This is a genomic window from Kitasatospora sp. NPDC051705 (genome assembly GCF_044453265.1).
In the GTDB taxonomy this organism is placed as follows: domain Bacteria; phylum Actinomycetota; class Actinomycetes; order Streptomycetales; family Streptomycetaceae; genus Kitasatospora.
In genome coordinates this window covers 1-12,486 of the sequence record NZ_JBITCO010000048.1, presented here as the reverse complement: position 1 = coordinate 12,486, position 12,486 = coordinate 1, and the positions used below count along the sequence as shown (strand labels likewise).

Sequence of the window (12,486 nt, the reverse complement as noted above, 5' to 3'; positions counted from 1 at the left end):
GGCGGCAGGCGGAGATCGGGCACGCCGCCGGCCCCGGGGGCGGCAGGGCAACGGCGGACGGGGGCGGACCCGCCCCTCGGGCCCCGCCCCCGTCCGCCGGGCGAGTCGGCTCAGCTCCAGGGCTGGGCGATCGTCCAGCTGGTGTCGTCGGCCCAACTGGTGGTGCTGTCCCAGCTGTTGGCGCCTCCGTCGGACGCCACGTAGGCGGTGTAGTCGTAGTGGCGAAGGTACTTCGTCGGGAAGTTGACGGACTGGAGGGAGGTGCCCGTCCCGCTGTTGCCCTTGGTCGGGCAGAAGGTGGCGTCCTGGGCGAAGGCACCCGCGCCGTCGTCGACGTTCAGGTACAGCTGGTAGTTGAAGTGGCGCAGGAACCGGCCGGGGCTGTCGGCGGACTCGAAGGACACGCAGGAGCTGTCGGCCAGGCCGGCGCGGACGATCCAGGTGGCGTCGGCCTTGTCGGTGGCCGAGCTGGAGGAGTTGAGGCTGGAGATGACGACCTTGGTGTCGGCGTCGTCGTGGCGCAGGTAGTGGGAGGTGCAGCAGGGCGCGGTGGTGGCCTGCAGGGAGATCCGGGAGCCGGGGGTGAGGGTTCCGGTGCCGGTCGAGCCGCTGGTGTAACCGGCGGCGGTGATGTTGGCCTGGACGGCGTTCTCGGTGGCGTCCGACGGGTAGCCCGAGGTCATCACGCCTTCGTAGAAGGTGCCCTGGGCCCACTTGCTGTTGTCGCCGCCGATGCCGAGGATGATCGCGCCCTGCTTCTTCATCGGGTTGTAGCCGCCGGCGGTGGGGCGCACGCCGTTGTAGAAGGTCGACAGGCCGCCCGACTGCGCGTCGCCACCGCGGATGGCCCACCGGTTCGGGCCGCCCTTGAGCATCGCGGTCAGGAACCGGCTGTCGACGCTGGGGTCACCCGCGTTGAAGCCGCGGTTGACGCCGGAGAACAGGCCGTTCTCCAGGTCGGCCATGACCCAGGGGCCGTTTCCGCTGCCCCAGCCCCAGCCCTTGCTGCTGCCGAAGTAGAGGGCCTCCATGGTGCCGTTGCCGTCGTCGTTGTTGCTCGTCTCGGCGTTGCCGTAGTCGAAGCAGCAGCCGCCGTTGACGTGCGTGCCGTCGAAGATCGCGTACATGCCCTCCGGCTGGTCACCGGTGGCGACGCCGGTGGTGTGGTTGTTCCGGTAACCCGTCCCGGGAGCCACGTAGACGCCGTATGCCTTGTGCCCGCCGACGGTGACCGGCGCCTCGAAGGCGTTGGCCAGGTCGTCCGGCCCACCGGCCGCCCCGCCGCCCGGCGCCTGGGTGAGGTGGTTGCCCTTACCGGACTGGTCGTAGATCACGGTGATGACGCAGCGGGTACCGGCGCAGAAGGCGTCCTGTGCGGCGGCGTCGGCGTAGCCGCCGGCGCCCAGCGGGCCGATGTCCCTGGTCGCGTTGTCCGTGCCGCGCCTGACCTGGTACAGCGGCCCGCCGTAGGAGCCGTACAGAGCGCGGGTGGTGCTGTGCGCGGCGACGCAGGGCGTCCTGCCGGCGGCGTAGATGTCGCAGGGCCCCTGGGTGGCGGCCTGCGAGGTGGTGGCGGTGCCGGTCAGGAAGCCGGCGGTGAGGGCGGCCGTCAGGGCGGCCCCCGGAACGGCCTTCCGGGCACGGCGGATCAACTGACGATACGTCATAACAGCTCCCTGCGCACGGGTGGGGGGAAGGGGAGTCTTGTTAACGCTAACAATCTGCGGCTGCACATGCGGGCATGCCGGGACGCGCACGGAGGTGAGCGTCCCCCGTCAAGCGACTCACCACTATCGCCACCCGCGGAGAAGGCGTCAAGACATCCCGCACGGACAACAGGCCTGCCTCATCGCACCCCTGGGCGGGATCCCGCACCCGGAGCCATGGACGTGACACCTGCCGGAAGGTCGGATGTCACACTTCTCGCACCCCCGGCAGCCCTGACGCGCCGAACTCGGACACCGCCTCGGCGACGAACCGGTGGCGGTTCATCCCGGCCGGCACCCGGCGCATCCGGAACGCGGGCAGCGGGCTCCTGCGCGGCGTGACGTCGATGTCGACCGCCGACGGCACCCGTCCTGGCAGCCCCTCGCCCCGCCGCACGGAGCGCCGGGGCGAAGGGGTGGTGGGTGTGGGGGCGAGCGGATCCGGCGGGTCAGGCCGCGCTGCAGGCGACCCCGTTGAGGCTGAACTGGCCGGCGGGGCCGGCGTTGCCGGTGTGGCTTGCCTGGAATCCGAAGGAGACCGAGCCGCCGGGGGCGATGGTGCCGTTGTAGCCGAGGCTCCGGGCGGTGACCCGGCCGGCGGCGGGGACGACCGCCGCGTTCCAGGCGCCGGTGATGGTCTGCCCGGCGGGCAGAATGAAGGACAGCGCCCAGCCGTTGACGGCCCTGGAGCCACTGTTGGTGACCGTCACGTTCTCGGTCAGGCCGGTGTTCCAGGCGTTGGGCCCGGCGGTCACCGCGCAGGCGACGCCGTCGGTCGGATTCGGGGTGGGAGTCGGCGTGGGGGTCGGGCTCGGCGACGGGTTCGAGGCGGAGCCTCCGAGGGCGTCGACGGAGGCGTGGTAGGCGGGCTTCGGTTGGTAGGCGTTGTCGTACATGGTGCCGGCGCCCTCGCCGGGGAAGGTGCCGGGGATCCACGAGTCGGCGTCGCCGACGTCCCACTGGGTGAGGCCGACACAGCCCCTGACCGCCAGGCAGGTGGTGACCACGCTCGCGTAGTCGCGCGCCTGCTGGGCCAGTTTGCCGCTGTCCGGGGGCAGTTGCATCCGGTCGTCGAGCTCGGTGATGGCCACCTCCAGGCCGAGCGCGGTGAACCGCTCCAGGTTCGCCTTCAGGCTCGACGGAACCTGGCCGACGACGAAGTGCGCCTGGAAGCCGACACCGTCCAGCGGGACGCCCTGGCTCCTCAGCGACTTCGCCAGGTCGTACATCGCGTCGCTCTTCGCGTTCAGTCCCTCGATGTTGTAGTCGTTCAGGTAGAGCTTGGCGCCCGGATCGGCGGCCTTGGCGGTGCGCAGCGCGTCGGCGACGTAGCCGCTGCCCATCGCTCGGTGGAAGGGGTCGTCGCGGAAGGTGCCGTTCTCGTTGAAGGGCTCGTTCACCACGTCCCAGGAGTAGAGCTTGCCCTTGTAGTGGCCGGCCGTGGCGATGATGTGGTTGCGCATCGCGGCCTGCACCTGACTGCCCGGCAGGTTGTTCATCCAGGCGGGAAGCTGACTGTGCCAGACCAGGGTGTGGCCGCGCAGCTTCATCGCGTGGGCCTGCCCGAAGGCGACGATCCGGTCGCCGGGGCCGAAGTCGAAGCCGCCCGGCGAGGGCTCGACGGTCTCCCACTTCATCTCGTTGGTCGGGGTGAGCATGCCGAACTGGGCGCCCGCGACGGTGGTCAGGGCGGCGTTGTTCAGGTCGCCCTGACCGATCGCGGTGCCGAAGTAGACGCCCTTCGCCTCGGCGAGGGTGCGCAGACTGCCCGCCACCGCGCCGGCCTGCCCGGCGGGGAGGAGGGTGGCCGCGGCCACCACGGCGGCGGTGGCGGAGGCGGCCAGGGCGCCGAGGGCGCGGCGGGAGCGCCTCGGGTGGGGGGTGCGGAACGTGCGGACAGGCACCGGCGTGGTCCCTTCTCTTCTCGGGTGGGGAAAGAGCTGGACGTGCGGTGGAGCTGGGAGGGACAGGCCGGGCCACCACGACCCCGGTTCGAAACTTTCGACCGTACGACCGATCCGATCGGTGACCCTAGGGGCGCCCCGGCGGACCGTCAAGACCCGGGACCGACGGTGTCGGTGCCACCGGGGGGCAGCCGCGGCTCGAACCGGTCAGACCAGACGGAATTCCGCGTGCAGGCGCCGGGTGTGGTCGACGACCCGCGCCGGCCCTTCCAGGCGGACCGTCGCGGTCAGCCGGACGTCGGTGCTGGACGCGGCGATCCGCAGCTCCAGCTCTCCCGGCTCCACGACGCGGCGGCCGGCACGCCCCGTGAAGGAGGCGAGGTCGGCCGGGACGGTGATCCGGACGCGGGTCCGCTTCCCCGGGTCGAGGCTGATCCGTTTGTACCCGATCAGCCGCTGCACCGGCTGGACCACGCTGGCTACGGGGTCGTGCAGGTAGAGCTGGACGGTCTCGCTGCCGCTGCGGTCCCCGGTGTTGCGCAGGGTGAAGGACAGTTCCACCGTCCCGTCCGTCGCAGCGACGGCCCCTTCCACCTCCAGGTCGGTCCAGCCGAAGGTGGTGTAGCCGATGCCGTGTCCGAATCCGAACGCGGGCGTCGGATCGGTGCTGGAGACCTCGCTCGGTCCGGCCAGGCGGGCCGCCAGGTAGGTCGAGGGCTGGACCCCGGGCCGGGCCGGAATGCCGATGGGCAGCCGGCCCGACGGGTTGGTCCGGCCGCTGAGCACGGCGCCGACCGCCTCGGCACCGGCCTCGCCCGGGAAGAAGGCCTGCACGACGGCCGCCGCCTCGGTCACGGCCCGGCCCAGGGCGTAGGGCCGCCCGGCCAGCAGTACCGCTACGACCGGCGTGCCGGTGTCCAGCAGGGCGTTCAGCAGCTGCTGCTGGACACCGGGCAGGTCGAGGGATTCGACGTCGCAGCCCTCACCGCTGGTGCCGCGGCCGAACAGTCCGGCCCGGTCCCCGAGGGCGACGATCACCACATCGGCCCACCCGGCCGCCTCCACGGCCTCGGCGAAGCCGGAGGTGTCGGCGCCGTCGATGTCGGCCCCGGGGACGGTCCGGATCTCGCCGCCGGGGAACTCCGTCGCCAACACCTGTCGCAGCGTGGGCAGTTCGATGCCGGCCGGGACCTCGGGGTGCTGGCTGCCCACGTGCACGGGGAACGAGTAGCACCCGAGGACGGAGGTCGGGGTGTCGGCGTTGGGGCCGATCAGCGCGATCAGTCGAGGCGCGCGCAGCGGCAGGGTACCGTCGTTGGTCAGCAGGACGATCGCCCGTTCGGCGATCTCCCTGGCCAGGGCGCGGTTCTCCGCCCGGTCCAGGTCGATAGCGCCGCGCAGCGCCTGCGGGTCGTCCAGCCGGAGCCCGGCGAGCGCCGCGGGGACGGCGTCCCAGTCCTCGTCCAGCAGGCCGAGCCTGGCCTTCTGCGCCAGGACGCGGCGCAGCGCCCGGTCGACCAGCGCCTCGGGGACGGTGCCGTCCTCGACGGCGTGCAGCAGAGGCTCGCCGAAGGTCTGGACGGTGGGCAGTTCCACGTCGACGCCGCCGGCCAGGGCGAGCGACGCGGCCTCGGCCCAGTCGCCGGCGACGCCGTGCAGCACTTTGAGGAAGGCGATGCCGAAGTAGTCGGCGACCACCGTCCCTTCGAAGCCCCAGGTGTCCCGGAGCAGTCCGGTCAGCAGGGCTTCGTCGGCGGCGGACGGGATGCCGTCGGTGTCGGTGTAGGCGTGCATGACGGAGCCGGGCCGGCCGTCGCGCACGGCCATCTCGAACGGCGGCAGGATCACGTCGGCGCGTTCGCGGGGGCCCATGCCGACGGGGGCGAGGTTGCGTCCGGCGCGCGAGGCGGAGTAGCCCGCGAAGTGCTTGAGGGTGGCGACGATGCCCGCGGACTCCAGGCCCTGGACGTAGGCCGTGGCCACGGTGCCGACCAGGTACGGGTCCTCGCCGATGGTCTCCTCGACCCGGCCCCAGCGGGCGTCGCGGACCACGTCGAGGACCGGCGCCAGGCCCTGGTGGACACCGACGGCGCGCATGTCGCGGCCGATCGCGGCGGCCATCCGCCGGATCACCTCCGGGTCGAAGGTGGCGCCCCAGGAGAGCGGTACGGGGTAGGCGGTGGCGCCCCAGGCGGCGAAGCCGGCCAGGCACTCCTCGTGCGCGACGGCCGGTATCCCGAACCGGTTGGCGGCGGCGATGCGCTGCTGGCTGCGGGCGAGCGAGAGCGCGCCGAGCGCCGGGTCGACGGGGGCGGTGCCGAAGGGGCGGGTCAGCTGGCCCAGCCCGGACGGCAGCAGGTCGTCCAGGTCGGGCGGTTCCTCCATGTCGTGCTGGTGCGGGGCGACCTCCCCGCCCTCGTCGGAGGCACCGACCCAGACGCCGACGAGCTGGGCGAGCTTCTCCCGCGGCGTCATCTCGGCGATCAGGGCGTCCGCGCGCTCCTCGGGGCCGAGGGCGCGGTCCCGCCATCGAACGGTCCGGTCCGCGGACGGGGTGGCGGGGTTCAGGTGGCCGGTCATTTTCCTCCGACGCCCATCAGGCCCTGGATCAGGGCCCGCCGGGCGAACAGGTAGACGACGAAGATCGGGAGCATCGACAGCACCACGGCGCTGAGCAGACCGGGCACGTCGACGCCGTGCTCGGTCTGGAAGTCGTACAGGCCGAGCGTGATGACCTTGGTGCTGTCCGACTGGGTGAGGATCAGCGGGAACAGGAAGCCGTTCCACGCCTGCAGGGCGGCGAAGACCACGACGGACGACAGGCCGCCCTTCGACAACGGCACCACCAGCTGCCAGAACACCCGCCAGGGGGTCGCGCCGTCCATGGCCATGGCCTCGTAGAGCTCGCCGGTGATGTCCCGCATGGCGCCCGTGAGGACGAGCGTGCACACCGGCAGGCAGAAGGCCGCGGTGGGCAGGATGACGCCGAGCAGGTTGTCGTACAGTCCGGCCTTGCTGATGACGTAGAACATCGGCACGATCACGGCCTGCGCCGGGATCGCCAGACCCAGCAGGAAGATCCGGAAGACCGTGGCGATGGTCCTGCCCCGGGCCCGCACGATCGCGTAGGCGAGCGGGGGCACGACCAGCAGCACGATCGCCACCACGCACACGGTGACCAGGAGGGTGTTGAGGAAGTCCCGGCCGAAGCCGTTGGAGAAGTCGTCGACGTAGTTCTGCACGGTCAGCTCGGAGGGGAAGGTGAGCGGCCCCTGCGAGGAGTAGTCGGCGCGGGTGCGGAACGTCGAGATCAGCAGGACGTAGAGGGGGAAGCCGACCAGCAGGAGCCACAGCGAGGAGCCGAGCCCGGCGAGGAGGTTGGGGCGCCGTCGCATCACAGTCCCTCCGTGGTGCCGCGCATCCTGTCGTAGCCGGACAGCCGCACGACGGCGAGCGAGATCAGGGTGGCCACCAGCACGAGGACCAGGGCGATGGCCGAGCCCGCGCCGAAGTCGAAGCTCCTGAACGCCTGCCGGTACATGTGGAAGGCGCTGTTGGTGGTGTCGGTGCCGGGGCCGCCCTGGGTGAGGATCAGCACCGTGTCGAAAGTGGTGAGGCCGCCGACCAGCATCAGGATCACCGAGGTGATCATGGTGTTGCGCAGGTGCGGCAGGGTGATGTGGAAGAACTGCCGCACCTTGCCCGCGCCGTCGATCGACGCCGCCTGGTAGAGCACCTGCGGGATCGCCCGTGCCCCGCCCTGGTACAGCAGGGCGTGCATCGGCGTCCACTGCCACATGCCGACGAAGGTGAGCACCGCGACGGCACCGGTCTGGCTCCCCATCAGATTGCCGTCGCCGAAGAGCCACTCCAGCTGCGAGGGCACCCCGAAGTTCGGGTCCAGGATCGCTCGCCAGACCACCGAGACGGCGGTCGCGGACAGCAGCAGGGGGACGAAGAAGATCGCGGACAGCACGGCGCGATTGCGCTGGTGGCCCGCCGCCCACACGCCGAGCAGGATGCTCACCGGGGTCTGCACGACCGCCCCGGCCGAGGTCAGCACCAGGGTCAGCCGGATGCTCTGCGTCATCACCGGGTCGTGCAGCAGCCCGGTCCAGTTGGCGAGGCCGTTGAACCGGGGGGCGTCGACGCCGTTCCAGCTGGTGAAGGAGAGCACCGCGACCAGCACCAACGGCACGATCGCGAAGAGCAGGAAGAAGATGGTGGCGGGCACCGCCCAGACGAGACCAGGGCGGGTCACCCCGACCCCGGTCCGGACCTCCGCCCGGAGGCGGCGGCCGGACCGGGAGGGGAAGGAGAGAGCACTCATCGCGACTCGTCTCAGGAGGCGGGGAGGGCCTGCATGGCCTTGACGAAGCCGTCCACGTCGAGCTTGCCGTCGAAGAACTGCTGGACGGCGGTGTGGATCGGCGTGTTGGCGGCAGGCGGGTACGCCTGGTCCCAGGACAGCTGGAACGACGGGGCGGCCTTGACCAGGTCGTACTGGTACTTCGAGTAGCCGGGGTCGGCAGCGGTGCCGAGGAACTGCTCGGTGTTGGTGGTGGTCGGCAGGTTGCCGATCGCCAGCTGCGCCTTCACGAACTCCTCGGAGTACATCAGCTTCAGAAAGGCCGCCGCCGCCTCGGGGTGCTTGCTCTTCTTCAGCACCGAGTAGAAGTTGTTGGTGTTGCCGACCACGTTGGCCGGGTCCCCTTTGCCACCGGCGATGCCCGGGAAACCGCTGTACCCGAGCCGGCTCCTGGCGAAGTCGGGATTGCCGTCCTGTTGGGTGGCGTACTCCCACGAGCCCATCAGCTCGAAGGCCGCCCTGCCCTTGGCCAGCAGGGCCGGGGAGCCGCCGTCGGTGAACTTGACCGAGTCGAAGTTCGACCCGAAGGCGCCGGCGTCGACCAGCTGCTTGAGCATGCCCAGGGCCTTCCCGGCGTCCTCGCTCTCCCAGGCTCTCCTGTCGCCGGACAGCGCCTTCTGGAACAGCTCGGGGCCCGCGACACGGTCGAAGACGTACTCGAACCACATCAGCGTCGGCCACTGGTCGCCGCCGCCGAGGGCGAAGGGGGTGACGCCCTTGGCTTTGAGCGTCTGGACGGCGCCCAGCAGCTCGTCCCAGGTCCTCGGGACGCTCAGGCCGGTGTCGGCCAGCACCTTCTTGTTGTGGAAGAGGAGCACGGGCTGGGTGCCGCGCATCGGGACGCCGTAGGACTTGCCGTCGATCACCGCGGTGGCGAACACCGACGGCAGGAAGTTGCTCTTCAGCCCCGGGTCCGCGGCGATCATGTCGTCCAGCGGGAGCAGGAGGCCGGACTTCACGTAGGGCTGGATGCTGCCGCCGCCCCAGTTGAAGAAGACGTCCGGCGCCTGGGGCGTGTTGATGACGGTGTTGAGCTTGGCCTGGTAGTCCGCGCCGGGGATGGTGTCCAGCACGGCCTTGACCTTCGACGTCTTGTTGAAGGTCTCGACGATCTGCTTCTCGACCGTGTTGCCGGCGTCCCCGTAGACCAGCACGTGGATCGTGCCGGAGGCCCCGCCGGCGGCGGAGGAACCGGTGCTGCCGCAGGCGCTCGTCCCGAGCAGGGCCGACGTCAGACCGAGTGCCACAGCTAAAGCGCGTTTCTTCACAGGAGCCTCCAGAAAGTTTCGGGCTGTACGTCGAAAACTTCGCTTGCCCGGGACGGTAGGTTGCGGGGATGTTTCGGGTCAACCCCTCCTGCCGAGGGTGACGGAACGGTCGCCTCCAGCCTGCCGCCCGGACTCGAGCGCCAACTGCGCGCGCGCTCCGCCCCGTTCGCGATCATCGACCCGGCGGGCGACCCCGATCCGGACGTGCCCTCGGTGGGCTCGGCCAACTGGGCCGGCGGTCTCGCCGCCGCCCGGCACCTGATCGAACTCGGCCACCGGCGCATCGCCATCGTCACCGGCCCCGAGGACATGCTCTGTTCCCTGGCCCGGCTGGACGGCTACCGCTCCGCGATGTCCGTGGCCGGGCTCGGCACCACTCCCGAGCTGACGGCCTTCGGCGACGTCCACGCCGAGGGTGGATTCACCCAGGCCGAGCGGCTGTTGGAGCTCCTCGACCGTCCCACCGCGATCTCCGCCGGCAGCGACCTGCAGGCGCTCGGCGTCACCCAGTGGCCACGCGCTCCGCCCTGGTCACCCGGTCACCCGCTCGCCGGAGATACCAGAGATGCGGTGGACCCCGGAAGGACTCGGCGCGCCGGCCGCACCTCCGGGCGCTCTGACCGGTGCCCACCCGTTCTCATCCCAAGGTCCACTGCTGGTTCCGGCCGCCGCCGCAGGTCCACAACTGGACCGGGGTGCCGTCGGTGGTCGCCAGGCCGGCCACGTCCAGGCAGAGTCCCGACTGCGCCCCGGTGATGGTGCCGTTGGAGTTCAGCTGCCACTGCTGGTTGGCCTGGCCGCTGCAGGCCCAGACGATGACGGCGGTGCCGGGCGTGGTGCCGCGCCCCGCGGCGTCCAGGCACAGCGTGCTGCCGCCCACGGTCACGGTCAGCCGGCCGGCGGACGTCCTGGTCCAGGTCTGGTCGGCGGCACCGGTGCAGGCGTGGATCTGCTGCTGCCTCCCCGACGCGGCGCCTGCGCCCGTCAGGCACTTGCCGGCGTCCACCGCACGCAGCGCGCCGGTCGTACCGCCACCGGAGGATCCGGCCGCGAGGCCCATGAAGCGGATCGCCTCGGCGGCCATCGTGGAGCCCTTGACCGGGAGTTCGTGCCCGGCGCCGGCGAGGCTGTACGCCTCCACCTGGGTGACGCCGGCGCCGTTGTCGTACCGGGTGCGGGTCCAGTCGACGACCGGGCTGTCCGTGGCCGACGGGGTCTGGCTCACGCCCAGGACGTCGGTCCACTGCTTGACCTCCTCGCCGAGGTCGTTGTGGCTCAGGATGGCGTCGGCGGTTCCGTGCCAGAGTTGCACCCGCGGACGCCGCCCGGTGTAGCCGGGATAGCCGGTGCTGCGCACCAGACCTCCCCACTGCTGCGGGGTCCTGGAGGTCTGGCCCTGGGCGCAGGCCGAGTTCCAGCCGCGGACCGAGCCGGTGTAGAAGCAGTGGTAGGGCACTCCCATGAACGCCGCGCCCGCCTTGAACACATCGGGGTAGTCGGCGAGCATCACGTTCGTCATCATCCCGCCCGACGACTGCCCGGTCACGTACACGGCGTTGGCGTTGCCGCCGTAGTGCTGCTCCGTGTAGGTGATCATCGACATCAGGCCGACCGGGTCGCTGCCGCCGTTGCGGGTCAGCGCCTGGTCGGAGGAGACGTCCCAGCAGCTCCCGCCGGGGTTGGTCGAGGGGTAGATGACGAGGAATCCGTACCGGTCGGCCAGCGAAGCGAAGTCGGTACTCGAGTACAGGTAGGGGCCGCTCCCCTGACACCCGTGCAACGCCAGCAGGATCGGCGGGTCGGCCTTGACACTCGCCGGCACGTACAGGTTCATCACCAGCCCGGTCGGATTGGTGCCGAAGTTCGTGATCCGGGTCAGCGACGCCGCGGCCGCCCGGGGGGCGGTCTGCAGGCTCAGGCCCATCGCGAGGCAGAGCACGGCGATGACGCCGAGCAGCCGGGCGACGAGCGGGCGGGATCGGGGCATGGGACCTCTCCGTCTGGATTGCCAGATCGCGAGGAGGTTCCGGCGCCCACCGCGGAACAACACCACCGATGGTCGCGCCGGTCCGCCCCTGCCGTCAACGGCCCCCGCGCCGGGCGCATGCCGGAGCGCGCGGGTGCCCGTGGCCGGGAACGGTCCGACAGGGCACCCGTCAACACCCTTTCCTGCCCGTGGTGTTGACAAGCCGCACGAGGTTGCTGGAGATTTCCCCCAGGCAGCCCCAGGTTTCTGCCAGGTAAATTGTGAACGCTAACAGACGTGTCCGAGGCTCCGGCGCCCACCCACACCCTCGCCGTCCCGCACGCTCCACACTCCTTGCCCCGTCCGCCTGCAACACCCTGACGACGCGTGCGCCCGCACGTCCCCGCTACACGGTTTCCCGCCCCGACCCCGCACGCGACCTCTCCCGGACATCAGCGCCGGAGTGCCGCCACGCCCCGGAGCCGACGTGACGCACAACCGCGTCGGCTCCGCGGAACGGCAATGAGGTCGAGACGTCGTCCCCGGGGAACGGCGGTGCGCGGCGGTGCGCGGCGGTGCGCGACGGCCCCGTCCGTCCACCGAGAGAGAGGTCCCCATGCACAGCCGCAATCCCAGTCGCAAGAAGCTGTCCGCCCTGCTCGCCACCGCGGCCGCGGTGGCACTGTCGGCGACGCTCGTCGCCGGCCCGGCCCAGGCGGCCACCACCGGTGCCCTGCGCGGGGTGGGCTCCGGCCGCTGCCTCGACGTGTCGAACGCCAGCCGGGCCGACGGTGCCGGCGTGCAGATCTACGACTGCTGGGGCGGTGCCAACCAGCAGTGGACGTCGATGTCCGCCAACCAGCTCACGGTGTACGGCGACAAGTGCCTGGACGTTCCGAACCACGCCACCACCGTCGGCACCAAGGTGCAGATCTGGTCCTGCAGCGGCGGGGCCAACCAGCAGTGGCGGGTGAACGCCGACGGCACGGTCGTCGGCGTCGAGTCCGGGCTCTGCCTGGACGTCGACGGCGGGGGGACGGCCAACGGCACGGCGGCCCAGCTCTGGACGTGCACCGGCGGCAGCAACCAGAAGTGGACCGGCCTGTCCGGTTCGTCGACGCCGGCGCCGACGGGCGGCTCGTGCGCACTGCCGTCGACGTACCGGTGGTCGTCCACGAGCGCGCTCGCGCAGCCGGCGAACGGCTGGGGCGCGCTGAAGGACTTCACCGACGTCGTCTACAACGGCAAACACCTCGTCTACGCGTCGAACGTC

General features: G+C 71.3%; 9 protein-coding genes and 1 pseudogene. 2 read left to right on the top strand and 8 right to left on the bottom strand.

From position 1 onward, the window contains the following. Positions 1-110: 110 nt before the first annotated feature. The 7 genes from ACIA8Q_RS33105 to ACIA8Q_RS33075 form a co-directional block, all read right to left on the bottom strand. Positions 111-1,667, bottom strand: coding sequence for an alpha-L-arabinofuranosidase B (locus tag ACIA8Q_RS33105; protein WP_360212111.1), 1,557 nt, complete (start codon positions 1,665-1,667; stop codon positions 111-113). A 247-nt stretch (positions 1,668-1,914) separates the two neighbouring features. Next, entirely contained in the window at positions 1,915-2,073 is a 159-nt protein-coding gene (locus tag ACIA8Q_RS33100; RefSeq protein ID WP_387906399.1) for a hypothetical protein, read from the bottom strand. 82 nt (positions 2,074-2,155) lie between these two features. Further along, on the bottom strand, positions 2,156-3,610 hold the full coding sequence (locus ACIA8Q_RS33095) for an endo-1,4-beta-xylanase (RefSeq protein ID WP_396318257.1): 1,455 nt from the start codon (positions 3,608-3,610) through the stop codon (positions 2,156-2,158). 207 nt (positions 3,611-3,817) lie between these two features. Beyond that, positions 3,818-6,190, bottom strand: a complete 2,373-nt coding sequence (locus ACIA8Q_RS33090) for a glycoside hydrolase family 3 N-terminal domain-containing protein (RefSeq protein ID WP_387906405.1) — start codon at positions 6,188-6,190, stop codon at positions 3,818-3,820. Next, positions 6,187-7,005, bottom strand: a complete 819-nt coding sequence (locus ACIA8Q_RS33085; RefSeq protein WP_360212105.1) for a carbohydrate ABC transporter permease — start codon at positions 7,003-7,005, stop codon at positions 6,187-6,189. The genes ACIA8Q_RS33090 and ACIA8Q_RS33085 overlap by 4 nt, the downstream gene beginning before the upstream one ends. After that, positions 7,005-7,940 (bottom strand): sugar ABC transporter permease, encoded by a 936-nt coding sequence (locus ACIA8Q_RS33080; RefSeq protein WP_360212103.1) that lies wholly within the window; start codon positions 7,938-7,940, stop codon positions 7,005-7,007. Before ACIA8Q_RS33080 ends, ACIA8Q_RS33085 begins: the two co-directional genes overlap by 1 nt. Positions 7,941-7,951: 11 nt before the next feature. Next, entirely contained in the window at positions 7,952-9,202 is a 1,251-nt protein-coding gene (locus ACIA8Q_RS33075; RefSeq protein ID WP_396318265.1) for an extracellular solute-binding protein, read from the bottom strand. Positions 9,203-9,355: 153 nt separating this feature from the next. Between ACIA8Q_RS33075 and ACIA8Q_RS33070 the strand changes: the two are divergent. Then, positions 9,356-9,799: pseudogene (locus ACIA8Q_RS33070) on the top strand (substrate-binding domain-containing protein); the annotation flags it as partial. A gap of 85 nt (positions 9,800-9,884) precedes the next feature. Here ACIA8Q_RS33070 and ACIA8Q_RS33065 read toward each other — a convergent pair. Then, positions 9,885-11,234: a PHB depolymerase family esterase gene (locus ACIA8Q_RS33065; protein ID WP_396318256.1), complete on the bottom strand. Its 1,350-nt coding sequence runs from the start codon at positions 11,232-11,234 to the stop codon at positions 9,885-9,887. A 595-nt stretch (positions 11,235-11,829) separates the two neighbouring features. On the opposite strand from ACIA8Q_RS33065, the gene ACIA8Q_RS33060 reads away from it, so the two are divergent. Further along, the coding region (locus ACIA8Q_RS33060) for a non-reducing end alpha-L-arabinofuranosidase family hydrolase (protein ID WP_396318255.1) at positions 11,830-12,486 on the top strand (657 nt) is incomplete at its 3' end.

Bases quoted from the DNA above. Each gene is read 5' to 3' on its own strand.
- ACIA8Q_RS33105 (WP_360212111.1), bottom strand. From the start codon at position 1,667: ATGACGTATCGTCAGTTGATCCGCCGTGCCCGGAAGGCCGTTCCGGGG.
- ACIA8Q_RS33090 (WP_387906405.1), bottom strand. From the start codon at position 6,190: ATGACCGGCCACCTGAACCCCGCCACCCCGTCCGCGGACCGGACCGTT.
- ACIA8Q_RS33085 (WP_360212105.1), bottom strand. From the start codon at position 7,005: ATGCGACGGCGCCCCAACCTCCTCGCCGGGCTCGGCTCCTCGCTGTGG.
- ACIA8Q_RS33080 (WP_360212103.1), bottom strand. From the start codon at position 7,940: ATGAGTGCTCTCTCCTTCCCCTCCCGGTCCGGCCGCCGCCTCCGGGCG.
- ACIA8Q_RS33065 (WP_396318256.1), bottom strand. From the start codon at position 11,234: ATGCCCCGATCCCGCCCGCTCGTCGCCCGGCTGCTCGGCGTCATCGCC.